Annotated in this window: 18 protein-coding genes; 12 read left to right on the forward strand and 6 right to left on the reverse strand. The window is 76.1% G+C overall.

The window, feature by feature from the left end; translation table 11 throughout:
• Positions 1-123: 123 nt before the first annotated feature.
• Positions 124-2,484 (reverse strand): DUF4132 domain-containing protein, encoded by a 2,361-nt coding sequence (locus OHA34_RS10140; RefSeq protein ID WP_329521452.1) that lies wholly within the window; start codon positions 2,482-2,484, stop codon positions 124-126.
• Positions 2,485-2,650: 166 nt separating this feature from the next.
• On the opposite strand from OHA34_RS10140, the gene OHA34_RS10145 reads away from it, so the two are divergent.
• The 7 genes from OHA34_RS10145 (at position 2,651) to OHA34_RS10175 (ending at position 9,065) form a co-directional block, all read left to right on the forward strand.
• Positions 2,651-4,111 (forward strand): flavin-containing monooxygenase, encoded by a 1,461-nt coding sequence (locus OHA34_RS10145; RefSeq protein ID WP_329521453.1) that lies wholly within the window; start codon positions 2,651-2,653, stop codon positions 4,109-4,111.
• A 10-nt stretch (positions 4,112-4,121) separates the two neighbouring features.
• Positions 4,122-4,892, forward strand: a complete 771-nt coding sequence (locus OHA34_RS10150) for an SDR family NAD(P)-dependent oxidoreductase (RefSeq protein WP_329521454.1) — start codon at positions 4,122-4,124, stop codon at positions 4,890-4,892.
• A gap of 194 nt (positions 4,893-5,086) precedes the next feature.
• On the forward strand, positions 5,087-6,043 hold the full coding sequence (locus tag OHA34_RS10155; RefSeq protein WP_285940851.1) for a DMT family transporter: 957 nt from the start codon (positions 5,087-5,089) through the stop codon (positions 6,041-6,043).
• 31 nt (positions 6,044-6,074) lie between these two features.
• Positions 6,075-6,839 carry a serine protease gene (locus OHA34_RS10160; RefSeq protein WP_329521455.1) on the forward strand — a complete coding sequence of 255 codons (765 nt, stop codon included), beginning with the start codon at positions 6,075-6,077 and terminating at the stop codon, positions 6,837-6,839.
• 18 nt (positions 6,840-6,857) lie between these two features.
• The gene (locus tag OHA34_RS10165) at positions 6,858-7,787 is read left to right on the forward strand and encodes an NAD-dependent epimerase/dehydratase family protein (RefSeq protein ID WP_285940853.1); all 930 of its coding nucleotides are present in this window, start codon (positions 6,858-6,860) and stop codon (positions 7,785-7,787) included.
• A gap of 9 nt (positions 7,788-7,796) precedes the next feature.
• Complete coding sequence (locus OHA34_RS10170) at positions 7,797-8,117, forward strand: GroES family chaperonin (protein ID WP_285940854.1); 321 nt, start codon at positions 7,797-7,799, stop codon at positions 8,115-8,117.
• Between the two features lie 168 nt (positions 8,118-8,285).
• Positions 8,286-9,065 (forward strand): SAM-dependent methyltransferase, encoded by a 780-nt coding sequence (locus tag OHA34_RS10175; protein WP_285940855.1) that lies wholly within the window; start codon positions 8,286-8,288, stop codon positions 9,063-9,065.
• 19 nt (positions 9,066-9,084) lie between these two features.
• Here OHA34_RS10175 and OHA34_RS10180 read toward each other — a convergent pair whose 3' ends face one another.
• Positions 9,085-12,096 (reverse strand): SMC family ATPase, encoded by a 3,012-nt coding sequence (locus OHA34_RS10180; protein ID WP_329521456.1) that lies wholly within the window; start codon positions 12,094-12,096, stop codon positions 9,085-9,087.
• 22 nt (positions 12,097-12,118) lie between these two features.
• Positions 12,119-13,252, reverse strand: coding sequence for an exonuclease SbcCD subunit D (locus OHA34_RS10185; protein ID WP_329521457.1), 1,134 nt, complete (start codon positions 13,250-13,252; stop codon positions 12,119-12,121).
• A gap of 164 nt (positions 13,253-13,416) precedes the next feature.
• On the opposite strand from OHA34_RS10185, the gene OHA34_RS10190 reads away from it, so the two are divergent.
• From OHA34_RS10190 to OHA34_RS10200, 3 genes are all read left to right on the forward strand, one after another.
• Positions 13,417-14,103 carry a RibD family protein gene (locus OHA34_RS10190; RefSeq protein WP_329521458.1) on the forward strand — a complete coding sequence of 229 codons (687 nt, stop codon included), beginning with the start codon at positions 13,417-13,419 and terminating at the stop codon, positions 14,101-14,103.
• Positions 14,096-14,599, forward strand: coding sequence for a deaminase (locus tag OHA34_RS10195; protein ID WP_329521459.1), 504 nt, complete (start codon positions 14,096-14,098; stop codon positions 14,597-14,599). The genes OHA34_RS10190 and OHA34_RS10195 overlap by 8 nt, the downstream gene beginning before the upstream one ends.
• A 154-nt stretch (positions 14,600-14,753) precedes the next feature.
• The gene (locus OHA34_RS10200; protein WP_285940860.1) at positions 14,754-16,187 is read left to right on the forward strand and encodes an aldehyde dehydrogenase; all 1,434 of its coding nucleotides are present in this window, start codon (positions 14,754-14,756) and stop codon (positions 16,185-16,187) included.
• Between the two features lie 27 nt (positions 16,188-16,214).
• Here OHA34_RS10200 and OHA34_RS10205 read toward each other — a convergent pair whose 3' ends face one another.
• The 3 genes from OHA34_RS10205 to OHA34_RS10215 all read right to left on the reverse strand — a co-directional run bounded on the left by OHA34_RS10205 (position 16,215) and on the right by OHA34_RS10215 (position 21,659).
• A complete protein-coding gene (locus OHA34_RS10205; protein WP_329521460.1) occupies positions 16,215-17,183 on the reverse strand; it encodes an AMP-binding protein in 969 nt (322 codons plus the stop codon).
• Between the two features lie 65 nt (positions 17,184-17,248).
• The gene (locus OHA34_RS10210) at positions 17,249-18,781 is read right to left on the reverse strand and encodes an AMP-binding protein (RefSeq protein WP_329521461.1); all 1,533 of its coding nucleotides are present in this window, start codon (positions 18,779-18,781) and stop codon (positions 17,249-17,251) included.
• Between the two features lie 130 nt (positions 18,782-18,911).
• Entirely contained in the window at positions 18,912-21,659 is a 2,748-nt protein-coding gene (locus tag OHA34_RS10215) for a LuxR C-terminal-related transcriptional regulator (RefSeq protein WP_285940863.1), read from the reverse strand.
• A gap of 277 nt (positions 21,660-21,936) precedes the next feature.
• Between OHA34_RS10215 and OHA34_RS10220 the strand changes: the two genes are divergently transcribed.
• Both OHA34_RS10220 and OHA34_RS10225 read left to right on the forward strand, forming a co-directional pair.
• Entirely contained in the window at positions 21,937-22,959 is a 1,023-nt protein-coding gene (locus OHA34_RS10220) for a hypothetical protein (RefSeq protein ID WP_329521462.1), read from the forward strand.
• Positions 22,880-25,261, forward strand: coding sequence for a hypothetical protein (locus OHA34_RS10225; protein WP_329521463.1), 2,382 nt, complete (start codon positions 22,880-22,882; stop codon positions 25,259-25,261). Before OHA34_RS10220 ends, OHA34_RS10225 begins: the two co-directional genes overlap by 80 nt.
• The last annotated feature ends 45 nt before the right edge of the window (positions 25,262-25,306 follow it).

The raw sequence follows: 25,306 nt of genomic DNA on the forward strand, positions 1-25,306 counted from the left end.
GCGCGGGACGGCGCCACCGTGCGCGGGACGGCCATGAGGCGCGGGCGGGACGGCCATGAGGCGCGGGCGGGACGGCCATGAGGCGCGGGCGGCGCACCGTGTGCGCGGGGTTCGCGGGTGCGGTCAGGCGCTCCGGTGGAGCTGCGCGAGAATCGACCGGTCGGTGATCTTCGTGTCCGCGGCCAGCAGGAACGCCTTGCTGAGGATCACGGTGAGCCGGTCCTCCTCGAACGGGAGGAACACCGCGCCGCCGGCCCCGCCGCTCGCGGGGACGATGCACAGGTAGGAGTCGTCCGGCCGCATCAGGATGTTGCCCGAGCCGAGATGGATCTTGTAGGTGCGCAGGTCGCCGCGGACGACCAGGAACCGGCCGTCCAGCTCGCACCGGTCGGCGATCCTGGTGCCGGGGAGCAGCCGGGACAGCGCGTCCCGGCGGACCTCGGCGCTCTCGGTCAGCTCGCCGAACGCGGCCCGCTCCCAGTAGGCGCGGGCGGTGCCGGAGCCGTCCCAGTCGGGGTCGGCCGCGATCGAGGTGACGCCGACGAACAGGTCGACGTCGCGCATCGCCTCGCTGAACACCAGCGGCGGGACGTCGGCGAGCGGCGCGTCCCGCCAGGCGCCGTCCGCGCGGCGGGCGAAGCGGACCCGGTCGGTGGACGCGAGCCGGTCCTCCACGGTGTGGTCGGCGAGCCCGTGCCGGAAGCGGACCAGCCATTCCCCCGCGCCGAGGGCGCGCTCGGCCTCGTCCTCGCCGCCGCCGTCCCAGGGGCCGAGGAACCCGCTCTTCCAGCCGCGCGCCCTGAACAGCGCGGCCATCGTCCGGTAGCGGACGAGGTGCGCGGCGAACCGGTTGGAATGGTGGCGGGTCTCCTGCTCGGCCGGGGTGAGCGGGTAGATCTCGCGGAACGCCTGCTTGAACGGCTGCCTGATCCGGCGTTCGACGATCAGGTCGCGCCACTCGCCCACCTGCTCCGGGGTGGCGCGGATCGGGTGCCACAGCCGGACCGGCGCGTCATCGGCCGCGTCCGGGAGGCCGCCCGCCGCGGGGAGGACGGCGGACCAGACACCGGGCGCGGTCTCGACCTCCCAGATCAGCCGCCCGATGACCGTCCCCGCGATCGGGTGCCCGGCCAGCTCGTCGCGCCACCGCGCGTACGGGTGGACGCCGTCCGCCGAGAAGCCGCCTTCCAGGGCGCGGGCGAGCGTGGCGAGCTGGACCCGGACCCGCTTCACCAGCTCGCGCAGCTCGGCGACCAGGGGTCCGTGGTCGCGGCGGACGGCGGCCGGGACCGAGCGCAGCGGCGCGCCGTCCTTCCACCAGGTCAGCCGCACGTCGTCCGCGGCGGTGACGACGCCCTCGTACTCCCCGGCGGCCCGGCGCAGCTCGCCGCCGGGCCCGAAGCCGAGACCCGGCAGCCGCAGCGCGACCTCGGCCCGTTCGGCGAGGGCCGCCTCGACCCGCTTGAGCATCTTGTCGAGCCGCTTGGGCACCCCGGCGTGCCGCACCACCGTCCGGACGGTGCGCAGGGACGTGACCAGCTCGGGGGTCGGGAACTCCTCCCCGGCGCGGACGATCTCGTACAGCAGCGCCTGGGACGGCAGCGACTTCGCGGCGGTCGGGGCCACCGCGATGTCGTGCAGGAGGCGGTCGAGCAGCCCGGGGAGCCACGGCTCGTCGCGGCACAGGGCGAGGCGGGCGGCGTGCCCGAGGGCGCCGACCTCGGCGGTGTCGAACGCCTTGTCCGCCCGGTAGGTGATCTCGCCGGCCTGGATGGCGCGGGCCCGTTCGGCGGCGGCCTCGAGGGCCCGCCGGGCGAACGCGGAGTAGGCGGGCAGGTCGGCGATCCGGGACCACAGGCCGGGCAGCACCGGGGGCGTCCCGTAGGACCCGGCGGACTCGGCCTCCGACAGCAGCGCCTGCCCGAAGGGGTCGAGGCCCGCGATGACGTCGAACTGGTCGAGGGCGATGGGCCCGGCGCCCCGCCCGGCCCGTTCGACGACCGCGCGCAGCGTCTCGCCCACCGCACCGTCCCCGTCCCCGGCGTCGACGTCGGCGAGGCCCGCCGCTGCGAAGAGCGCGTACATCTTGTCGACGCGGTCGTTGTCGAGCATGAAGTGGACGAGGGTGCGCGCGGCGTCCGCGACGTCGGGCAGCGGGCCGGTACAGCGCACCACGGCCGCGCTGCCCCGCGCGAGGTCGGCCCACTTACGCTCGGTCAACCCGGCGACCAGCGCGTCGAACATCGCCCGGCACGCCTCGGGCGTGAAGCGTGCCTGCCGTTCGGCGAACGCCGCCTCCACCGCGAACCGGACGCCCACCGCATGCGGGAGCTCGCTCTTCGCGCCCACCCGGTACGCGACGGGCACCAGCGTGCCCAGCTCCTCGTCGGAGATCCGCTCCATTTCGGTCCAGGCGGCGTGCGGGTCCGGGTCCTCGAAAGGGGGTCCGGTCATCAGGCGCAGCAGGCGGGCCGCGGTGTCCATCGGGCGTTCCTCCAGATCCGGTGGGGGGCCGCCGGACGGACGGTCCCGATTGGGGGATCCTGGCAGAGACCGCCGACAGAGTCGTCCCCGGGCCGGCGGGCTGTTCAGTGACCTCCGGGTCACTTACCCTCGGAGGAACCGCTACAGAACGGGATCCGGGATGGCGATGAGGCACGACGCAGTGATCATCGGGAGCGGGTTCGGCGGGATCGGCATGGCGATCCGGCTCAAGCGGGCCGGCGTGCGCGACCTGGTCGTCCTGGAGAAGGCCGACGACCTCGGCGGCACCTGGCGCGACAACACCTACCCCGGCGCCGCCTGCGACGTCCCTTCGCACCTGTACTCCTTCTCGTTCGAGCCCAAGACCGACTGGACCCGCCGGTTCCCGCCGCAGCCCGAGATCCTCGACTACCTACGGCACTGCGCGCGCGAGCACGGCGTCCTGCCGCTGATCCGGTTCGGCACCGAGGTGACCGAGGCGCGGTTCGACCAGGAGCGCGGGCTCTGGCGGGTCTCGACCACCGGCGGCGAGCTGGAGGCGCCCGTTCTCATCTCGGCGTGCGGGCAGCTCAACCGTCCCGAGCTGCCCGCCATCGAGGGTCGCGGGGACTTCGCCGGGCCGAGCTTCCACACCGCCCGCTGGGACCACGGGGCGGACCTGCGCGGCAAGCGGGTCGCGGTGGTCGGCACCGGGGCGAGCGCGGTCCAGGTCGTCCCGGAGATCGCGGCGGAGGCGGCGTCGGTGCGGCTGTTCCAGCGGTCCGCGCCGTACGTGATCGACAAGCCGGACCGGCCGTACCGGCGCTGGGAGCGGGCGGCGCTGCGGGCCGTCCCGGGCCTGCACGCGCTGAGCCGCGCCAAGACCTACGCGGCCTACGAGTTGCGCGCGCTCGGGTTCGTGAAGTACCCGGTCCTGATGAGGGCGCTGGAGCGCAGGTTCCGCCGCAGCCTGGACGGGCAGGTCGCCGACCCGCGGCTGCGCGAGGCCCTGGTCCCCGGCTACCCGATGGGCTGCAAGCGCATCCTGATCTCCAACGACTTCTACCCGGCACTGTCGCGGCCGGACGTCGAGCTAGTCACGAGCCCGATCACCCGGATCACCCCGGCGGGGATCGAGACCCGGTCCGGGACGCACCCGGTGGACGTGATCATCTACGCCACCGGGTTCCGTGCCACCGAGTTCCTCGCCCCGATGAAGATCACCGGGCTGGACGGGCGCGAGCTGAACGAGGCGTGGCGGGACGGCGCGCAGGCGCATCTCGGCATCACCGTGAGCGGGTTCCCCAACCTGTTCCTGCTGTACGGGCCGTACACCAACCTCGGCCACAACTCGATCATCTACATGCTGGAATCGCAGTTCCGCTACGTGACCGGCTGCGTGGAGGCCATGCGGCGGGCCGGCCTCGCCTGGATCGACGTCCGGCCGGACGTCCAGGACGCCTTCACCCGCGAGATGCGCGAACGGCTGCGCTCCACGGTCTGGGACGCCGGCTGCGAGAGCTGGTACATGACCGCCGACGGCACGGTGGTCAACAACTGGCCGGGCTTCACCTTCGCCTACCGCCGCGCGACCCGCCGTCCCGACCCGCGCCACTTCCGCGCCCGCCGGCTCCCGCCGCACACGTAGGCTCGACCCCATGCCCACTGCTCTCATCACCGGCGCGACCGCGGGGATCGGCGCCGCCTTCGCCCGCCGGCTCGCCTCCGACGGGTTCGACCTGGTCCTGCTGGCCCGCGACGGCGCCCGCCTGGAGCGGACGGCGTCCGAACTGCGCGACGCCTACGGCGTCCGTGCCGAGGTCCTGGTCGCCGACCTCGACACCGCGGACGGGCTGACCGCCGCCGAGGAGCGCGTCCGCAAGGGCGTCGACCTGCTGGTCAACAACGCCGGGTTCGGCAACAACGGGCTGTTCCTCGACGTGCCGGTCAGCGCCGAGACCACGATGCTGCGGGTGCACTGTGAGGCGGTGCTCCGGCTCACCCACGCCGCGCTGCCCGGGATGCTCGAGCGGGGCCGGGGCGGGGTCGTCAACGTGTCGTCGGTGGCGGCGTTCGCCTCGCGCGGCACCTACGGCGCGTCCAAGGCGTGGGTGGTGAGCTTCACCCAGGGGGTGGCCGCCGACATCGCCGGACGCGCGGGCGCGCGGAACGTGCGGGTCATGGCGCTGTGCCCGGGGTTCGTGCACACCGAGTTCCATCAGCGGGCCCACATGGACATGTCCGGCGTCCCGGACTTCATGTGGCTGGACCGGGACCGGGTCGTCGACGCGGCGCTGCGCGACCTGCGGCGCGGGCGGCTGGTCAGCGTGCCGAGCCCCCAGTACAAGGCGATCGTCGCGCTCTCCCGGCTGGTGCCGCCGGAGCTGATCGCGAAGGTGTCCTCGCGGGCGGGCCGCCGGTACGACTGAGCGCGGGCGGACGGCGGGGCGCGGGCGGCCGGCGGGGCGCGGCGACGGCACGCGCGGCGACGGCGCGGATTCCGGACGGAGGGCCCACGCGTTACGGCCTTGTCACGGAGCGCCGGACAGGGCAGGGTGGCAGATCGTCGGTTCGGGGGCGATCCGACCACGTGACATCACCGCTCCGCCGAGAGGTCCTCCCGATGGGTCACGAACTGGGCCACGCCGCCCTCGCGCTGCTCTCGACCACCGCGTACTACATCGCGTTCCTGGTCTTCCGGCTCGCCGCCGCCAGGATGCCGCCGCTGCGCGGGAGCCGCCCGTTCCAGGCGGTGGGGCAGATGCTCACCAGCCCGCTCTGGCTCGGCGGCGGGCTGATCCTCTTCCTCGGTCTCGGCTACCAGGTGGTGGCGTTCAGCGCGATGCCGCTGGCCGTCGCGCAGCCCGTCTTCGCGGTCAGCCTGGTCTTCCTGGTGGCCTACGCGGTGGGGTTCCTCGGCGAGCGGCTGAACGCCCGGGAGTGGGCCAGCGTCGCGCTGTTCGTCGGCGCGACCGTGCTGATCGGCCTGTCCGCCGGGTCCGAGCACCGGCTGCACGCCGACGCGCGCCTGACCGACACGCTGGTCGCGCCCTGGCGGATGCTCGCGGTGATCGTCCCGGCGCTGGTCATCGCGGGCCTGGTCTGGCTGGTCGGCGACCGCCGGGCCGGCGGCCGGCACGCCCGCAAGCTCGCGGGCGTCGCCTACGGGATCGGCGCCGGGGCGTGCGCCGGGCTCGGCGAGGCGGGCATCCGGGGCATCTCGATCGTCTACCACGACACCGGCAGCATCGGCGCGGTGCTGGTCTCGCCCTACCCCTACCTCACCCTCGGGCTGGCCGGGCTCGCCCTGATCCAGCTCCAGATCGCGCTCCAGCGCTGCCGGGTCGCGATCGTCGCGACCGTGCTCACCGTGATCGGACGCACCTACCTGGTGCTCAGCAGCACCGTGCTGTTCGGCGAGCACTGGCCGTCCGACCCGGTGCCGTTCCTGCTGCGGGTGGGCGGCTTCGTCCTGGCGCTGGCCGCGCTGGCCGCCTTCCCGAGGTACGAGCCGCCCGCCGCGGACCGCGAGGGCGCCCGGCGCGCGGCGGCGGGCGGACGCGTCCGCTCCATCGGCTGACCCGCCGGCGATCCGCGATTACATTGCCGTCATGGCCCTCCCCTCCCGCCGGGCCGCCGCACCGGCCCTCCTCGGCGCTCTCGCCCTCGCCCTCGGATCCGTGTTCGCCCCCGCCTCCTCCTCCGCCGCCGCCGTCATCGGCGGCGGCCCCGCGGCCCCCGCCCCCTGGCTGGCGGCCATCGGGTCCCCGCTGTTCTTCGTCCGGCCCGCCGGCCAGTTCTGCGGCGGCGCGCTAATCGCCCGCGACCGGGTCCTCACCGCCGCGCACTGCGTGACGATGTTCCGCGACCTGCCCGGCCTGCTGTCGGCCACCTTCGGCCGCGCCGACCTCGGCGGGAGGGACGGCGAGACGGCCCGGGTCCGGTCGGTGCGGATCCATCCCGGGTACCGCGAGACGCGCTTCAAGGACGAGACCGTCGGGCACCACGACCTCGCCGTGCTGACCCTGGACCGCGAGGTCGGACGGGCACCCGTCGCGCTCGGCGCCCCCGGCGGCGCGAGCACCGGCCGGGTCCTCGGCTGGGGCACCACCTCCGAGAGCGACCTGTTCAACACCCGGCTGCGCGCCGCGGACGTCCCCCTGCCCGGCAGCGCCGCCTGCGCCCGCGCGTACGGCGGGTCGTTCGACGCCGGCGACATGCTGTGCGCCGGATCCCCCAAGGCCGACACCTGCCAGTTCGACAGCGGCGGGCCGCTGCTGGCGAACGGCCGCCTCGTCGCGCTCACCTCCTGGGCGTACGGCTGCGCCCGGCCCGGCTACCCCGGCGTGTACGCGCGCGTTGCCTCGCTGCCCTGACCAGGAGATGCTGGCCTGATGAAGATCCTGGTCACGGGTGCGGCGGGCTATGTCGGATATGCGGTCGCGCGGCGCCTGGCCGCCGCCGGGCACGAGACGAGCGGCCTGGTCCGCGACGCCGGGCGGCCCCTGCCGCCGGGGGTGCGGCCGGTCATCGGCGACCTGCTCGACGCGGCCGGGCTCGGTGCCGTCCTCGGCGGCCCCTATGACGCGGTGTGCCACCTGGCCGCGCTGACCCGGGTCCGCGAGTCGTTCGCCGAGCCGCTGCGGTTCTTCACCGCCAACGTGCAGGGAACGGTCAACCTCCTGGAGTCCCTCCCCACCGGGACCCGCCTGGTGTACGGGTCGACCGCCGCGGTGTACGGCGCGCCCGCGCGGCAGCCGATCCCCGAGACCGAGACGGCCGCGCCCACCAGCCCGTACGGCGCGTCCAAGCTCGCCGCCGAGCAGGCCGTCCGCTTCCACGCCGGCACCGGCGCGATCGGGGCCGTCGTGCTGCGCGCCTTCAACGTCGCGGGCTCGGTCGACGGCCGTCCCGACCCCGACCTCACCCGGCTCATCCCGAAGGCCCTCGCCGTCGCCGCCGGCCGCGCCCCGCACCTGGAGGTCAACGGGGACGGCACGGCGGTCCGCGAGTACCTGCACGTCGACGACCTCGCCGCCGCGCACGTCCGCGCCCTGGAGAGCACGGCGGTGCGGCCCGGCGAGGAGCGGGTCTACAACGTCGGCACCGGCCGGGGCGCCTCCGTGGCCGAGGTCGTGGCCGCGGTCGAACTGGCCACCGGACGCGCGGTCCCGGTCGTCCGCAGGCCGCCGCGGCCCGAACCGCCGCTGCTGGTCTGCGACGCCCGCGCGATCCGCCGCGACCTCGGCTGGCGGCCGGAGCGGTCCGGCCTTCCGGAGATCATCGCGGACGCGTGGTCCGCCCTGCCCCGCGAAGGTGGATAAACTCCCAGCGTGTCCGAGGCCAAGTTCGAAGTCCAGATGCTGCACGACCGGGTCATGATCAAGGCCGACAAGGACGGTGGCGAGCGGCGCAGCACCGGCGGGATCGTCATCCCCGCGACCGTCGAGGAGTCCAACCGCCTCGTCTGGGGCGAGGTCTGCGGCGTCGGCCACCACGCGCGCACGGTCAAGGTCGGCGACCGGGTGCTGTTCCACCCCGAGGAGCAGTACGAGGTCGAGATCCAGGGCGAGAACTATCTCGTCATGCGCGAGCGCGACCTGCACGCCATCGCCAGCGAGCGCCCCGAGCACGGCACCGGCCTCTACCTGTAGCCGCCCGTCCTCACGGCCCGCGGTGCCCGCGGGCGCCGCCGTCCGCGGGCGCCGCGGCGGATGCCGACGATCGCGGACGGCTCACCCCGGATCGGCACTCTGTGATCAACGATCCACTAATGTAGGTCTTCCTCGACCCACCTCCCGCTCCCAGTCGAGGGGACGACCATGACAGAACGCGATGCGCCGGATCTCGGTTTCGGCAGTCCCGCCGCCTCCCGGATCTACGACTTCTCCCTGGGCGGCAAGGACAACTACGGGCCCGACCGCGAGGCGGCCATCCGCGCGTTCCAGACGTTCCCCGCCGCCCGGCTGCTGCCCCGCGAGAACCGCAAGTTCATGCGCCGCGCCGTCCGGCACCTGGTGGACGCCGGCATCACCCAGTTCCTCGACATCGGCTGCGGCCTGCCCGGCAAGGGCAACGTGCACCAGGTCGCCGCGGACGCCGACGTCGTCTACGTCGACCACGACCCCGTCGCCGTCGTGCACTACCAGGCGCTGCTGCACGCGGTGCCGCGGGCCACCGCCGTGCGCGCCGACGCGCGGCGGCCCCACGAGATCCTCGCCCACCCCGAGGTCACCGCCCTCATCGACTTCGGCCGGCCCGTCGCCGTCCTGATGACGGCCGTGCTCGACCTGATCACCGACGCGGACGACCCGGAGGCCACCGTCCGCGCGTTCCGCGACGCGATGGCGCCCGGCGGGCACCTGGTCGTGTGCGACCTGACCGATGCGGTGATCACTCCCGCGGAGCGCGACACCGCCGCCGAGCTGGTCCGGGCGAACGGGGTCGCGGTCTCGCTGCGGCCCCCCGCACGCATCGCCGGCTACTTCGACGGCTTCGAGCTCCTCGAACCCGGCCTGGTGAACGCCCCCGAATGGCGCCCCGACCGCCCGCACGAGCCCGCGTCCGGCTGGCTCCTGGCGGGCGTCGGCCGCAAGCCGTAGAGGGCGGGCGGGCCGCCGGTCAGACGGCGACCGTGGCGGTCGAGCCCGCGCGCTGCTTGGTGATCCGGAGCTGGGCCGGGATGCGGGCGCGCAGCTCGGCGACGTGGCTGACGATGCCGACGGCGCGACCGCCGTCGCGGAGGGCGTCCAGGACGTCCATGACCTCGTCGAGGGTCTCCTCGTCGAGGGTGCCGAAGCCCTCGTCCACGAACAGGGTGTTGATCTCGGTGCCGCCCGCCTCGGCGGTGACGACGTCGGCGAGGCCGAGGGCCAGGGCCAGCGAGGTGATGAACGACTCGCCGCCGGACAGCGTGACCGGGTCGCGGTCGAGGCCGGTCCAGGCGTCGGCGACGCGCAGGCCGAGTCCGCCGCCGCCCTTGCTGCGGTCGCCGGCGGCCTTGTCGGTGGTGTGGACGAGCGCGTAGCGCTTGGCCGACATCCGGTCGAGGCGGTCGTTGGCGGCGGCCACGACCTGCTCGAGCCGGGCGGCCAGCACGTAGGCCGACAGCGACATGTCGCGGCGGTTGCCGGTGGACTTGCCGGAGGCCAGGCCCGCCATCCGCTCGGCGACCTCGTGCCGTTCGGCGGCCGGACGCCACGCGGCCACGGCGGCGGCCAGGCGCGCGCGGTGGTCGGCGAGGCGGTCGCAGCGCTGCCGGGCGCGGTCGGCGGCCGAGGCGGCGGCGGTGTGCGCCGACTCGGCGGAGTCGAGCGCGGCCTGGAGGGACGGCAGGTCGGGGGCGGGTTCGGCGGCGGCGGCGCGCAGCGCCGGGTCGGCGAGGAGGTCGCGGATCGCGGCCTCCTCGTCGTCGAAGCGGCGGATCCGGTCGCGCAGGACGGCCTGGTCCTCGTCGGACAGCTCGGCCGCGAGCACCTCGTCGGGAGAGCGGAAGCCCTCGTCGCGGGCGGCCTTGGCCGCGCGGTCGCGGGCGCCCGCGAGCTCCTCGGCGGCGCGCTCGGCCAGCCGGAGCGCGTCGGCGGCGTCCGCGAGCGCGGCGGCCTCGCCGACGAGGCGGTCGACGCGGGCCTCCAGCGTCGGGTCGTCGCCGCGGGCCCGGTCGAGCTCGGCGCTGAGCCGGTCGCGCTCGGCGAGCAGCGGGCCGTCACCGGCGCGGAGCCCGGCGAGCTCCCGGACGAGCCGGTCGCGCCGGTCGCGGGTCTCGTCGAGCTCGCGCTGGGCGCGGTGGAGGGCGCCTTCCAGCTCCACCGCCTCGGCGGCCCTGGCGTCGACGGCGGCGAGGGCCTGCTTCGCCGCGGCGAGCTCGTCGCCGAGCGCGGCGGGCGTCAGGTCGCGGGCGATCTCCACCAGGGCGTCGCGCTCGGCACGGCGCCTCTCGACCTCGGACGCCGCGGTCTCGCGCGCGGCCTGGGCCCGCTCGTACGCGGCCTGGGCGCGTTCGACCCCCTCCTCGGTGGGGACGTCGGCGAGGGACGCGCCGGGCGCGGGATGCTCGCGGGACCCGCAGACGCGGCACGGCTCGCCGTCGGCCAGCTCGGCCGCGAGGACCGCGGCCATGCCGTCGAGCCGGGCCTGCCGCAAGTCCTGCACGCGGTCGCGGGCTCGCTGGGCCGCGTCGACGGCGGCGCTGCGCGCTTCATCGGCGGCGGCGAGCAGCCCTTCGACGCGGTCGCGGCGGCGGGCCGCGTCGAGGCGGTGGGCGATCTCGGTCACGGCGGCCTCGGCGCCCTGCCGTCCGGCGGACGCGAGCCTGGCCTCGTCAAGCGCGGCGCGGTGGGCCTCGACCCGGGCGGGCAGCTCGGCGACGGCGGCGGTGAGCCGCGCCTCCTCGGGGGCGGCCCGCTCGACGCGGCGGGCGTTGACCGCGCGGTCGGCGTCGATCTGCCGGAGCCGGGCGACGTCGCCGCGCCTGGCGTCGAGGGCGGCGGCCTCCTCGCGGCGGGCGCTCTCGGACTTGGCCAGGACGTCCCACGCGGCGTTCGGCGTGACCAGGGCGTTGACCTGCGCGCGGGCATAGTCGGCGCGGCGGCGCGTCTCGGCGGCCCGGCCCGCCCGCTCGGCCGCGTGGCGGACCGGCGAGGCGGCCCGGTCGGCGCGGGCCGCGGTGTCGAGCCGGGACGTGAGGTCGGACCGCTCTTCGGCGTGCTCGCGGAGCATGGCCCGGCGCGCGAGCGCCCCGGCGTGCCTGCGCTGCCGTTCGGCGAGGTCGGCGCCGCGCTGGGCGGCGGACCGGGCGGCGGTCAACGTGGCGGCGACCTCGGCCCGCAGGTCCTCGACGATGGCGCGGACGGCGTCGTGCCCGGCCGCGAGCTCGGTCGCCCAGGCGGGGAGCGTCTCGACCGGTTCGAGGAGCGGCTCGCCCTGCCGCGGCTCGGGGACGAGGCGCCGACCGTGCGGCGGGCGGGCGCCGGTGGTCTCGGCGATCGCCTCGGCGATGGACGCCGCGGCCCCGCTCAGCTCGGCGGCCTCGCGGCGGGTGGCGGCGCGGCGGTCGGCGAGCCACTTCTCGACCTGGGTGAAGACCTCGGTGGCGAACAGCCGCTCCAGCACCTTGCGCCGCTCGTCGGCGCCGGCCCGCAGGAACCCGGCGAACTCGCCCTGCGGCAGCAGCGCGACCTGGCAGAACTGGGTGGGGTTCATGCCGAGCAGCCGGGAGATCAGGTCGCCCGCCTCGTCCAGCCGGGTGGACAGCCCGACCCAGCCGCCCGGCTCGCGCTCCTCGAGGACGACCCTGGCCTTCTCGGTGGTGACGCCGGACCCGCGCAGCTTGGGCCGGTCCCAGGCGGGCGAGCGGGACACCCGCAGGCGGCGGCCCCGGATGGTGGTCTCCAGCACCACGCGCGGGCCGAGCCCGTCCGGCGCGTGGTCGCTGCGCAGCCCCTTGACCGCGTTGCGGGCGCCGGGGACCTGGCCGTAGAGCGCGAAGCACACGGCGTCGAGCACGCTGGTCTTGCCCGCGCCGGTGCGGCCCTGGATGAGGAACAGCCCGGCGTCGGAGAGCGCGTCGAAGTCGATCTCCTCGGTGCCGGAGAACGGGCCGAACGCGGTGATCTCCAGGCGGTGCAGCCTCACGCGGCGCCCTCCGTCAGGTCGCTCACGCCATGGCCTCCTTGTGCCGGCAGCTCTGGAACGCCTCGCGCAGCAGGTCGCGCTCGGCCGGGGACGCCGGGCCGCCGGTCACCTCGGCGACGAAGTCGCCGGCGATGTCGATCTCGGGCCGTCCGGTGACCCGCTCGGACCAGGTGCGGGCGCTCGCGGCCCGCTCGTTCTCGGGCCGGAAGCCGAGCACCAGGGCGTGCGGGAAGCGGCGGCGGAGCCGTTCCATCGCCGCGGCCGGACGGTCCGGATCGGTGAGCGTGATCTGCAACCAGTGGTCCTCGTGGCGGTCGTGCTCGGCGCTCGTGAGCAGGTCGTCCAGCCGCCCCGCGACGCGGGCCAGGCGGCGCGGCACCGGCGCCTCGACGAACTCGGCGCCGATCCCGCCCTCGCGCAGGTCGATCAGCCACGACCCCTTGGTGTGGTGCTCCTCGGAGAAGGAGTAGGCGATCGGCGAGCCGGAGTAGCGGATCCGCTCGGTCATCCGCTGCCGCCCGTGCAGGTGCCCGAGGGCCGCGTAGTCGATCCCGTCGAACACCCCGGCCGGGACGTTCGAGGCGCCGCCGACGGAGATGTCGCGCTCGCTGTCGCTGGCCTCTCCCCCGGTGACGAACGCATGGGCCAGCACCACCGACCGGGTGCCCGGGCCGCGCTCGGCGGCGTCGGCGCGGACGCGGCGCATCGCCTCGGCCAGGACGGCCGCGTGGCTGCGCTCGGGCAGCTCCCAGTCGTGCCGGACCAGCTCGGGCTCCAGGTAGGGGACGCCGTAGATCGCGGCGTCGCCGACCAGGACCGGCTCGCCCACCCGCGCCAGGTCGGTGCGCAGGTGCACGCCCGCCTCGTCCATCAGCGCCGAACCGAAACCGAGCCGGTGCGCCGAGTCGTGGTTGCCCGCGATCAGCACCACCCGGGTGTGCGCGGCGAGGCGCTCGAGCGCGGCGTTGCAGAGCCGGACGGCGTCGACGGCGGGCAGCGCCCGGTCGTAGACGTCGCCGGAGATCAGCACGCAGTCGACCCGCTCGGCTTGGACGGTCTCGACCAGGTGGTCGACGAAGCCGGCCTGGGCCGACAGGAGGTCCTCGCGGTGGAAGGAGCGGCCGAGATGCCAGTCGGAGGTGTGCAGGATTCGCATGACGGAAGCCACCCTAGGGACCCCCTCCGACACATCCGGCGCAGAAACGCCGAGTCGCCACAAAGGATCTCTCGAACCCGCCGCGGACGCCCGCCGGAGCCGGTCCGCGACCCGGTGCCCGGACGGGCGGGACGGCGCCGTGCCGATGCCCCTAAAGTGGCGGCGTGAGCGAGCGTCCCTATGTGCTGCTGAGCTGCGCGATGTCGGTGGACGGCTACATCGACGACGCGACCCCCGAGCGGCTGCGGCTGTCCAGTCCCGCCGACTTCGACCGGGTGGACGGGGTGCGCGCGGCGTGCGACGCGATCCTCGTCGGGGCGGGCACCGTGCGCGCCGACGACCCGAGGCTGCTGCTGCGCTCGCCGGCGCGGCGCGAGCGGCGGATCGCGCGCGGGCAGCCCGGCGACCCGGCGAAGGTGACGCTGACCTGGAGCGGCGACCTCGATCCCGAGGCGAGGTTCTTCACCACGGGCGAGGCACGCAAGCTCGTCTACACCCTCCCCGGCACCGCGGCGGGGCTGGCGGCCCGGCTGGGCGACCGGGCCGAGGTGGTCGACGCGGGCGACCCGGTGAGCCTGCCCGCCGTGCTCGCCGACCTGTCCGCGCGGGGCGTCCGGCGGCTGATGGTCGAGGGCGGCGGCGGCATGCACACCCGGTTCCTGACCGCCGGCCTGGTCGACGAGCTGCACCTGGTCGTGGCGCCGTTCTTCATCGGCGACCCGTCGGCGCCGCGCTTCGTCGGCCCGGGGGTGTTCCCGCAGAGCCCGGAGCGGCCGATGCGGCTGGACGAGGCGACCCGGATCGGCGACCTGGTGCTGCTGCGCTACCTGGCCGGCGGCGCGCGTGGATGACCTGGGCTGGCTGGACCTGGCATGCGACCTCGCGCGGCTGTGCCCGCCGTCGAAGACGGCGTTCTCGGTCGGCGCGGTGATCGTCGGCCCGGACGGCCGCGAGATCGCGCGCGGGTTCTCCCGGGAGCGCGACCCACGCGACCACGCCGAGGAGTCCGCCCTGGCCAAGGCGCCCGAGCGGGTGCCCGGCGCCACCGTCTACAGCTCGCTCGAGCCGTGCGACCGGCGCGGGTCGCGCCCGCGCGGCTGCGCCGAGCTGATCATCGCGGCGGGCGCGGCGCGAGTGGTGTTCGCCTGGCGCGAGCCGTCGCTGTTCGTCGAGGGGACGGGCGCCGAACGGCTGCTGGCGGCGGGCCTCGAGGTCGTCGAGCTGCCCGTGCTGGCGCGGCGGGCCCGCGAGCCCAACGCCCACCTGGTCGACCGTCCGGAGCGCCCGGACCGCCCGGACCTGCTGGATCACCCGGACCGTCCGGACCGTCCGGGGCCGGGCGGCTAGCCGGAGCGGGGCGGTGCGGGCGGCGGGCCGTTGAGACTCACGTCTCATCACCCTTGCCAATTCCGGGGGGCGCCATGGGATGCTGACAGCCAAGCAAGCATTCGGTCAAAATCATCCCGCGACGTCGGGACCCTCGGGCAGGAGGCACAGCAGCATGCGCGAGCACGATCGGCTGTTCATCGGCGGCGAGTGGGCCGCACCGGCCGGCACCGGCACCATCGAGGTCGTCTCCCCGCACACCGAGGAGGTCATCGGCCGGGTGCCCGAGGGCACCGAGGCCGACATCGACGCGGCCGTGGCGGCGGCCCGGCGGGCCTTCGACCACGGCCCCTGGCCCCGGATGACCCCCGCCGAGCGCGCGGAGGTCCTCGGCCGGCTGTCGGCGATCTACGCCGAGCGGCAGCAGGAGATGGCCGACCTGGTCACCGCCGAGATGGGGTCGCCGATCCTGTTCTCGGTGTTCGGGCAGGCCGCGATCCCGCAGATGGTTCTCCAGTACTACGTCGACCTCGCCGCCTCGCACACCTGGGAGGAGGAGCGCCAGGGCATGCTCGGGCCGGTCACGGTGACCCAGGAGCCGGTCGGGGTCGTCGCGGCGATCGTGCCGTGGAACGTCCCCCAGTTCACCCTGATGCTCAAGCTGGCGCCGGCGCTGATCGCCGGCTGCACGGTGGTGGCCAAGCCGTCCCCCGAGACGCCGCTGGACACCTACCTGCTGGCCGAGTGGATCAGGGAGGCGGGCGTCCCGGACGGCGTGGTCAACTTCGTCGCCGCCGGCCGCGAGGTCGGCGCGCACCTGGTCGCCCACCCCGGCGTCGACAAGGTGTCCTTCACCGGGTCCACCGCCGCCGGCCGCAAGATCGGCGCGGTCTGCGGCGAGCAGCTCAAGCGGGTCACGCTGGAGCTCGGCGGCAAGTCCGCGGCGATCATCCTGGAGGACGCCGACCTCGCCGCCACGATGGAGGGCTTCAAGCTGGCCTCGCTGATGAACAACGGCGAGGCGTGCGCGGCGCAGACCCGCATCCTGGCGCCGCGCAGCCGCTACGACGAGGTCGCCGATGCGCTGGCCGCCATGGTCGGGGGGCTCGGCGTGGGCGACCCGGCCGACTACGGCACCGAGATCGGCCCGCTGGTCAGCGCCCGGCAGCGGGAGCGGGTGGAGGGCTACATCCGGATCGGCCAGGACGAGGGCGCCAAGGTCATCACCGGCGGGCTGGACCGCCCGCACGACCGCGGCTGGTACGTGGCGCCGACGGTGTTCGGCAACGTCGGCAACGACATGCGGATCGCCCGCGAGGAGATCTTCGGGCCGGTGCTGGCGCTGATCCCCTACGAGGACGAGGCGGACGCCGTCCGGATCGCCAACGACAGCGACTACGGGCTCGGCGGCTCGGTGTGGACCGGCGACGTCGAGCACGGCGTTCAGGTCGCCCGGCAGATCCGCACCGGAAGCTGCGGCGTCAACCTGTACAGCCTCGATCCCAACACCCCGTTCGGCGGCTACAAGGACAGCGGCCTCGGGCGCGAGCTCGGTCCCGAGGGCCTGGCCGCCTACCTGGAGCACAAGTCCATCCCCCGTCCCGCCTGACCCGTCCGGGGCAGGGCCGGGCCGGGGTCAGCCGAGGGCCGAGACCGTCCAGCCGTGCCTGACCCGGCACGCCTGGACGACCTCCGGTGACGGCGTCCCGGTCACCAGCAGCCGCACGCCCGGCACCGCCACCGAACCGTGGTCGAAGGTCAGCGCGCGGAGCTTGGCGGGCGTGACGATCGCCGCCGTCGCGCGGTGCCGCCTGATCGCGTCGAGCAGAGCCGCGGCGTCCTGGCCGGGCACCCCGGCGAAGGTGGCGCCCTGGGTGAGGCACAGGTCCACGAGCCCGATCCACGTCGGCGCCGCGCAGTCCAGGCCGCAGCAGACCAGCACGTCGCCCTCGGCGATGCCGACCGTCCCGCCGAGGTGGTAGAGGTCGGCGAGCCGGTCGGCGTGGGTGATCTCCTCGACCGGGCCGCTCAGCCGCAGCGCCAGGTCGCGCAGCGGGTCGGGGGACGGCATCGGGAACGTCCCGGCGGCCCCGGCGGACGCGCCCGCCTGCACCAGCCGGCCGAACGGCGTCGCGGCCGGGACGTCGCCGAACGAGAAGACCTGCCGGACGTAGGACCGCTCGGTCGCGGCGAGCGACGCGGCGGCCGGCCCGGACACCCCGTCCGGGCCGGTCTCCCCCGCGGTGAGCAGGAACCGCGCGCCCGACTCGGTCATCATCACGGCCAGGTCGTCGACCGCGCCGTCCGGCGGCAGCGGCATCGGCACCGCGCCCGCCGCGGTGAGCGCGTGCACGGCGAGCGCCAGGTCGCCCGCCCCGGTCAGGTGGACGGCGGCCACGTCGCCCGCGCGCACGCCGAGGCGGCGCAGTCCGGACGCGGCGGCCGGGACCGTCGCGGCGAACCGGGCGAAGCCCAGCTCGCGGCCGGGATCGATCAGCGCCGGGCGGTCGCCCCGGCGCAGCGCGTGGCCCCGGGCCGCCGCGAGGACGACCTCGGTCACCGATATGTCGGAAACGGCCAGCGGGCCGGAGTCTCCGTCGATCATGCGCCGACGGTACGCCGCGCGCACGGAGCGCCACATCCGCAGAAGTATGTAGAGCCATGTGTAGCTCACGGCACGAGGTCGGCCCGCTCCAGCAGGGCCCGGCGCCGGACCCGCCCGGCGGGCGAGCGCGGGATGAGATCCACCACGTGCACGGCGAGGACCTGCCGGTACGGCGGCACGTGCGCGTTGACGTAGGTGAGGAGCTCGTCCGGCCCGGCCCGCCCGCCGAGCACCACGAAGGCGTGCGGGGCGAGCCCGAGGCTCAGGTCGGGGGCCGGCGCGACCGCGGCGTCCGCGACCGCCGGATGCCCGGTCAGCACCGTCTCGGGCTCGGCGGGCGGCTCGGGGCTGCGCCCGTCCAGCCGGCCGAGGACGTAGACCCGGCCGTGCTCGTCGGCGAAGGCGGCGTCGCCGGTCGGCAGCCAGCGGGCCGGGACGGCCCCGGTGCCGGCGGCCGGGAGCCGGACGCACAGCTCGCCCGGCTGGTAGGCGGGCTGGGCGGTGCCCGTGCGCGCGGACACCACCCGCCCGCGCACGCCGGGCAGCTCCCGTCCGACCGAGTCGAGGGTGCCCTCCTCGGCGGCCCGCAGGTTCAGGTGGGTGAGCCCGGCGGCCTCGGCCAGCCCGTACGCCTGCCGGACCGGGCAGCCGAGGCGCGCCGCGCACGCGCGCGCGGCCTCGACGTCGAGCGGCCCGCCCGCCGACACGATCGCGCGGAGCGACCGCAGGTGGTAGCGGGGCACCGCGCGGTCGTAGGCGAGGGCCTCCACCAGCCGCGGCGGCAGCACGGCCACGGTCACCCGGTGGTCCTGGAGGGCGCGCAGCAGGTCGTGTCGGCCCGCCCCGGCGAGGGCGACGACGGTCGCGCCGAGCCGCAGCGCGGGGTTCAGCGCCCCGTTCAGGCCGAGCGCGTCGGAGAACGGCAGCGCGGACAGCACCACGTCGCCGCTGCCGAGCATGCCCCCCTCGACGACCCGGACGAGCCCGGCGACCACCTCGGCGTGGGTGAGCCGGACCGGGCGGGACGGGCCGGTCAGGCCGCGGGTGCTGGTGAGCAGCGCCGTGTCGCGCGCGGGGTCGAGCGGCACGTCGGGCGCGGCGCCGCCGTCCAGCAGCGCGGAGAACGGCGTCACGTCGGGTTCGGCGCCGAAGCAGTAGACCCGGCCGACGCCCGCGGCCGTGGCCGCCTGCGCGGCGGTGTCGAGCAGCACCGGCCAGGTGATCAGGACGCGGGCGCCGGTGGACTCCAGCAGCCGCGCCAGCTCGGCGGCGGGCACGGTGGCCCGTACCGGGAACGGCACCGCCCCGGCCGCGATGACCGCGTGCAGGGCGATGGCGAACTCGGGGCTGTCGGGCAGGTGCAGCGCGACGACCGTGCCCGGCCGCACCCCCTCCCGGGCGAGCCCGGCGGCGGCGGCCCCGACCGCCGCCGCCAGGTCCGCGTACGTCAGGGCGCGCCCGGTCGTCGCGTCCAGCACCGCCGCCCTGCCGTCGCGCCCGTCGCCCGCGCCCGCGGTCACGTCCTGGGCCCCGAAGACCGCTCGGGACACGGTGACCGCCGGGATCACGGCCGCCGCGTCCACACCGATGGAGATCATGCTCCGACGGTAGGACGACCGGGCCGTGCCGCACATGCGCCGTACTGCGCAACCGGGGTCGTATCCGGCGGACGACCGATGCGTCCGCCGGGGCCTCGGCATGTGTACACACCCCGGCTCGGCAACGGTCTCAGCCCGCGTCCGGGGACTCGGCGGACAGGTTGTCGACCGCCCAGACGGCGACCTGGGCCCGCGAGCCGAAGCCGAGCTTGGTGAGGATGTTGGTCACGTGCCGGGCCACGGTAGCCGGGCTGATGACCAGCTCGCCGGCGATCCCCCGGTTACTGAGGCCGCGGGCGATCAGCCGGGCGATCTCGCGCTCCCGCGCGGTCAGCGTCGTCGGCGGCGTGACGGGCGTGACCGCCCGCGCCGCGCCGCGCCGCTCCGCCCGGCCCGGTGCGGCGTCCGCCCCGTGCGCCCGGCCGGGTTCGCCGTCCCGTCGCGGTTCGGGGACCGGCCCGGGGCCCGGCGCGGCGGGGTCGTGCTCCGCGCGCTCCCCGGCCGTGCGGCCGAAGGCCCTGCCCGGACGCTCGCGCCCGGGGCGGCCCGACGTGCCCGTCCCGCCGGCCTCGCGGGGCGCCGGGACGGATCCGGGCCCGGGCACGCGCAGCGCGTACGCCGCCGCGTCGTCGGGCGGCAGCGCCCTGCCCTCGCCCCAGAGCTGCGCGACGAGGGGCCGGCCGAGCCTCCTGCGGATCGGTTCCAGGGTGCGTTCGAGGCGGGCGCCGGTGCCCGGCTGCCTGCCACCGGCCTCGCGGAGCGCGGACGCGGCGCCGGCCAGCAGCACCGCGCCGTGCGGATCGCCCTCCCGCGCGACCAGCTCGGCGAACACCTCCAGCGCGCGCGCCACATCGAGCCGGACGCCGGTGGAGCGGCTCAGCCCGAGGCTCCGCGACAGCGCCTCGCGGGCCGCGCCCGGGTCGCCCTGCTCGAGCGCGACCCGCCCGACGCCGGCCAGCGCCCGCGCCATCTCCGGCCGCGCCTCGATCTCGGCGAGGATCGGCAGCGCCTCGGCGTAGTGGCCGCGCGCGGCGGCCGGGTCGCCGCGCAGCTCGGCCAGCCGGCCGAGGCCGATCAGCGCGTGCGAGGCGCCCCAGAGCTGGCCGATCTCCCGCATGATCAGCAGGCCGGACTCCAGCCGCTCGCGCGCCTCCCGCAGCCGGTTGAGGCGGATCAGCAGGTAGCCGCGCGCGGTCAGCGCGTAGGCGCGGTTCCACTCCTGGCCGGGGTCCGCCGCGATCGCGTCGGCCTCGTCGAGCCGGACGGCGGCCTCGGCGAACCGTCCGGCGCGGGTGTGCGACTCGGCCACGGTGATCAGCGCGGTCGCGGCCATGAAGTCGTCGCCGGCCTTGCGGCACGGGTCGAGCGCCCGCTCGGCGAACTCGCCCGCCCGCGCGAAGTCGCGCCCGCCGACGGCGAGCTGGGCGCGGCCGGCAAGCGCGGGCCCGAGCACGTACGCGGGCAGCCCCATGCCGAGGGTGAGGAACCGGTCGGTCCACTCCTCCCATTCGGCGACCCGGCCGCGCACGATCCAGAAGGTGCGCAGCGCCGTGCAGATCCGCAGGCCCTCTTCGATCTCGCCGCGGTCCAGCGACCAGGCGAGCGCGGCGCGGACGTTGCCGAGCTCGGCGTCGTAGCGGTGGAACAGCTCGACCCGTTCGGCCCAGGACGCCGGGCTCTCGACGACGGCGATCTCGCCGTGCCGCTCGGCCGCCTCCAGCACCGCGTCGCGGTGCCCGCGGCGGAACTCCTCGGCCTCGCCCGCCGCGCCCAGCCGTTCGGCGGCGTACTGCCGGATGCTGTCGAGCTGCCGGAACCGCACCTCGCCGGCGACCTCCCCGCCGACCACCACCAGCGACTTGTCGACCAGCGCGGTGAGCAGGTCGAGCACGGCGTCGGCGGCGAGCCCGCCCAGCACGGCCCGCGTCCCGCCGCCGGGCGCGTCGCCGGGCCCGCCGGGCCCGCGGGGGCGGTCGAGGGCGTCGAGCGGCTCGCCGTCCGGGCCGCTGTCGGAGCAGACGTGCTCGGCCTGCTCCAGCGTCCAGCCGGCGAAGACCGACAGCCGCCGCAGGAGCGTGCGCTCGTCGTCGTCCAGAAGGTCGTGGCTCCAGTCGATCGCCGCGCGCAGCGTGCGCTGCCGGAGCGGCGCGTTGCGGTCGCCCGCGTTGAGCAGCCGGAACCGGTCGGTCAGCCGGCGCGCGATCTGCTCGACCGACATCACCCGGATCCGCGCGGCGGCCAGTTCCAGCGCCAGCGGCACCCCGTCGAGGGCCCGGCTGACCTCGGCGACGGCGGTGCCCGCGCCGGCGGCGGCGAAGCCGGGACGCACCGCGGCGGCCCGCTCGACGAACAGCCGCTCGGCCTCGTGCGGCTCCAGCGGCGGCACCCGCCAGACGTTCTCGCCCGCCGTCCGCAGCGGCTCGCGGCTGGTGGCCAGCACCCGCAGCCGCGGGCAGCGGGCCAGCAGCGCGCCGGTCAGCTCGGCGCAGTCGGCGACCAGGTGCTCGCAGTTGTCCAGGACGAGCAGCGCGGCCCGGGACCGCAGCGCCTCGGCGAGGGCCGCGGCGAGCCCGCCGGGGACGGCCTCCTCGGCGACGCCGAGGACGGCGGCGACCCGCCGCGCGACCGGCTCGGGCGGACCGTCCCGCGGGGTGTCGGCCAGCTCGACGAACCAGACGCCCTCCGGGTAGACGCCGAGCAGCGAGTGCGCGACGTGCCGGGCCAGCCTGGTCTTGCCGATCCCGCCCGCGCCGCAGAGCGTCACGGCCCGCATCGATTCGAGCAGGCGGCGGATGTCGGCCGTGTCGCGTTCCCGGCCGACGAAGGCGTTGGGTTCGACGGGGAGATTGGTCTTCGCGGGAGAGTTCAGCGATGTCATGCGCCCAGCAGTGTCCGAGTCCGACGGCCGGCCCGTGCATACCGTGTGGTCGCTGTGAGTGTGTCATCGCTGTGCGTGGCCCGTCATACGTTTCCCCGGGGTTGTACATGTTCCTCAACCCCGGGATGAGAATCCTCCTCCGCTCGGCGGGCGGCGAGTCCCCGGCTCGGCCCCGGCTCGGCGCGGCCGAGCGAGAAGGCCGTCGAGCTGGTGTGCGCCGCGGCGCGCCAGATAATCCGGGTGAACCAGGATGAATGATCGGGAAGGATGGCTCGCCATGCGCGTCGACGAGCTACTGACCGAGATCGAGCCCCTGCCGTACCACGCACGCTGCCGGAGGCTGGCGGAGCTGCGGGGGTCGGCCGGCGATCCGGCGCTGGCGGAGCTGCTGGACGGGCTGGCCGCGGGCGGCCACTATGAGCGATCGCTCGCGCTGTTCATCGCGACGGCGGTGCGGGACGCGGCGTCGCTGGCCCACGTGGCTCGGGCGATCCGCGACCCGGACGCGCGACTGGCCGCGCAGGCGATCACGCTGGGCGTCCGACTCGGGCTCGGCGTGGAGATGTTCGGCGCGCTGCTGGACGACGCCCCCGCGGCGGTGCGCGCCACGGCGTACAAGGCGGTCCGGCGGTTCCGGCGCGCGGATCTGGCCGAGGCGCTCATCGACGCGGTGGCCGCGCGGTGGGGCGACACCGAGGCGGCGGCGCTGCTGCCCGCCTGCGGGGAGGACGGCGCGCGGTCCCGGCTGGACGGGCTCGCGCACGCGGTGCCCAACTGGAAGGCGATCGGCCGCGCGCATCCCGGCCTGCTGCTCGACTACGTCGAGCGGCGGCTCGCGGAGATGTCCGAGTCGCTCGTCCAGAGCTGGTGGTGGTCGCGCGCGCCGGGCGTCGCGGCGGCCGTGCGACATGATCCGGGACGGGTCGTCGGCCTGCTGGAGCGGCACGCGGGCACCGGGCACCTCCCCGGCGCGCTGGTGCCCAAGGTGGGAGTGCTGATGGACGCCGAGCCGGAGCGGATGCTGCGGCTCCTGCTGGCTCCCGGCCACCGGGGCACACTGGGCGGGCTGCTGGCGCGCCGGGGGATACGGGACCGGATCGTCCGGCTCGGCGACGACGACGCGGCGGCGGTGGCGCGCCGTCCAGGACGAGGACCACATCCTCCTCCGGCTGCTGGCGACGTTCCCGCCGAGCCGCCGGGAACAGGTCTTCGACGCGGCGATGGCCGGACGCGACCTGGCGACCGAGCAGCTCGACGAGGACCTCCTGGACGTCCTGCCGTACACCGTGCGCGTGCGTGAGGCGCGCCGGATGCTGCGGCTGTGTGCGATCGCCGAGGCCCCCTGGCCGTCCTGGGAGGCGACGGCGTTCCTGCCGTACGACGAGGCCCTGCCCGTGCTGGGCGCGGTGGCCCGCAGGCCGGACGCCACCGAGCGCGCGACCGGCTACCGGCTGCTGATCGGGTGCGCGGGGCGCAGCCGCGACCCGGAGGTCCTCACCCGGATGCTGGAGTCGCTGGGCCGGCTCCGCAACGACCAGGACCCGGTGCGCGTCCAGGCGTTCAGGGCGCTGGCGGCCGTCCCGGAGAGCCTGCTGCGGCCGGAGCACGCGGCGGCCGTCGGCCAGTTCGCCGACGACGCGCTGAACGCCCGCGACTGCTCGTATCTCACCCGGCACACGCTGGGGCGGATCGCGGCGATGTTCTGCCGGCAGGGCGCGATGCGCGACGACGCCGACCTGCTGGTGTTCGCGCTGGAGCTGTACGAGAAGCTCGTCGGGCACACGGGCTCGGCCGGGCTCGGCGACCTCGGCCGGACGCTGCGGCGCGGGCAGGAGCACCGGCTGGTGCGGGCCTTGGCGCCGCACCTGGCGTCGGGGGCGGCCCGCGACGACCACCGGCTGGTGTTCACGGTCGTCGAATCGCTCGGCCGCCGCCGCGCCGCTCGCGTGCCCGAGCTCCAGGACGCCCTGGAGGCCGCCCTGGACGCCCGCGACGACGGCGTGCTCAAGAGGGCGATCGGGCTCTGGCTCGCTCCCCCCGGCACGCGCGGTGAGCGGGTGGCGCGGGTGGTGGAGCGGGACCCGTCGGCGGTCGCCGTCCCGGCGGTGTTCGCGGCGATCGCCCGCGAGCGCACCGACCTGCTGCACCTGGTGCTGTCGGGGCGCACTCCGTCCGGACGGTTCCAGCGCTCCGACGTCACCTACGTGTCGATCGCCGACCCGTCCTGGACACTCCGCTGGACGGGGCGGCAGTGCGCGGAGTACCTCGCGCTGCTCGACCGGCTCGCCGGGAGCACCGGTGCCGCGCAGGACCAGCGCGGACGGGCCGTCCGCGCCGTCGGGACGGTACCGGGGGCGGGCGGCGCGCGGCTCCGCCCCTACCTGGACTCCGGCGACGCCTACCTGCGCCGCGTCGCGCTCACCGCCATGTCGTGGGTCGCCTCCCCGCAGGAGGTCCTGCCCGACCTGCTGGCGTACGCGTCGTCCGACGACGCGCACGTCGCGGTGTACGCGGCGACGCGGGCCGCCCGGTTCGTCCCGCCGTCCGCGCTGGGCGCGGCGCTCGCGCCGCTGCTCACCACCGGGAAGATCACCGCGCGCAAGGAGGCGCTGCGGATGCTCGTGCGGCACCGCGTCCCCGGCGCGATGGACCTGGTCGCGGGAGCCTGGGACGCGGCGGGCCAGCATCCGGACGTGCGCGCGGCGATCGTCTCGACCATGCGCGACCGGCTCGCCGACCCGGCCGCCGAGCGGATCCTCACCGAGGCCGCCGACGGGCCGCGCGACCTGGCCCGGCAGGTGATCGGCGTGCCCCCGCTCCAGGTGGAGGAGCGGTTCCGGGCCCGCTACGCCGCGCTGGTGCTGCGCGTCGCGCGCTCGTCCGACGCCGAGGCCCGCGCCGCCGCGCTGCCGGTGCTCCCGACGTGGGCGCCCTGGGCGCCGGAGGTCCCCGCGGTGCTGGCCGGGGTCGTCACCGACCTCGACAGCACGCCCGCCTGGCGGTCCGCGCTCGGTTCCCTCATCTATTGCGTCACCGCGGGGGACATCGGCGCCGCCGAGCTGCGCGCTGCGGCGGACTCGCTGAGTGCCGCGCCGGCTGTGCCCGACGCGGGCGCCGAACGCGACCTCCCCGCTCTCCAGCGGCTGGCCGCGCTGGTCGGGGCCGTACGGGCCGCGTCCAGCACCGGCCGGGACAGGGCCGAGCGCGCCGTCCGCGCCCTGGACGGGCACCTGCCCGAGCCGCTGGCGGCCGAGCTGATCGCGGCGACACTGCGCTGGGACGCGCCGGACGCCGCGCGGGCCGTGGACGCCCTCGCCGACCGGACGACCGGCGTCCTGGCGGCCCAGCACGTCGCGGCGGCCCTCGCGGCGGATCCGTTCGGACGGGAGGGGAGCACGCCGGAGGAGATCCTCCCGCACGCCGTCCGGCTCGCGGATCGTGGCGACGCCGCCGGGGGCCTGTTCGCGTGCGCCCTCGCCGAACGGCACGGCTCGCGCGTGGGCTGGCCGGACGGGTGGCGGGCACTGCTGCGCGCCCTCCGCGCGCACGAGTGCGCCGACGTCGCGTTCGCCGCGCGCGCCGTGCGCACCGCCGACGAGTGACCGGATTTCCGGGGGGCCAACCATTTCGCCCCGTATGGCGTCACA

The organism is Spirillospora sp. NBC_01491 (assembly GCF_036227065.1).
Classification (GTDB): Bacteria; Actinomycetota; Actinomycetes; order Streptosporangiales; family Streptosporangiaceae; genus Spirillospora; species Spirillospora xylanilytica.

Coding starts and splice junctions, on each gene's coding strand:
- OHA34_RS10140 (WP_329521452.1), bottom strand. CDS start 2,484: ATGGACACCGCGGCCCGCCTGCTGCGCCTGATGACCGGACCCCCTTTC.
- OHA34_RS10145 (WP_329521453.1), top strand. CDS start 2,651: ATGAGGCACGACGCAGTGATCATCGGGAGCGGGTTCGGCGGGATCGGC.
- OHA34_RS10150 (WP_329521454.1), top strand. CDS start 4,122: ATGCCCACTGCTCTCATCACCGGCGCGACCGCGGGGATCGGCGCCGCC.
- OHA34_RS10155 (WP_285940851.1), top strand. CDS start 5,087: ATGGGTCACGAACTGGGCCACGCCGCCCTCGCGCTGCTCTCGACCACC.
- OHA34_RS10160 (WP_329521455.1), top strand. CDS start 6,075: ATGGCCCTCCCCTCCCGCCGGGCCGCCGCACCGGCCCTCCTCGGCGCT.
- OHA34_RS10165 (WP_285940853.1), top strand. CDS start 6,858: ATGAAGATCCTGGTCACGGGTGCGGCGGGCTATGTCGGATATGCGGTC.
- OHA34_RS10175 (WP_285940855.1), top strand. CDS start 8,286: ATGACAGAACGCGATGCGCCGGATCTCGGTTTCGGCAGTCCCGCCGCC.
- OHA34_RS10185 (WP_329521457.1), bottom strand. CDS start 13,252: ATGCGAATCCTGCACACCTCCGACTGGCATCTCGGCCGCTCCTTCCAC.
- OHA34_RS10200 (WP_285940860.1), top strand. CDS start 14,754: ATGCGCGAGCACGATCGGCTGTTCATCGGCGGCGAGTGGGCCGCACCG.
- OHA34_RS10205 (WP_329521460.1), bottom strand. CDS start 17,183: ATGATCGACGGAGACTCCGGCCCGCTGGCCGTTTCCGACATATCGGTG.
- OHA34_RS10210 (WP_329521461.1), bottom strand. CDS start 18,781: ATGATCTCCATCGGTGTGGACGCGGCGGCCGTGATCCCGGCGGTCACC.
- OHA34_RS10215 (WP_285940863.1), bottom strand. CDS start 21,659: ATGACATCGCTGAACTCTCCCGCGAAGACCAATCTCCCCGTCGAACCC.
- OHA34_RS10220 (WP_329521462.1), top strand. CDS start 21,937: ATGCGCGTCGACGAGCTACTGACCGAGATCGAGCCCCTGCCGTACCAC.
- OHA34_RS10225 (WP_329521463.1), top strand. CDS start 22,880: ATGGCCGGACGCGACCTGGCGACCGAGCAGCTCGACGAGGACCTCCTG.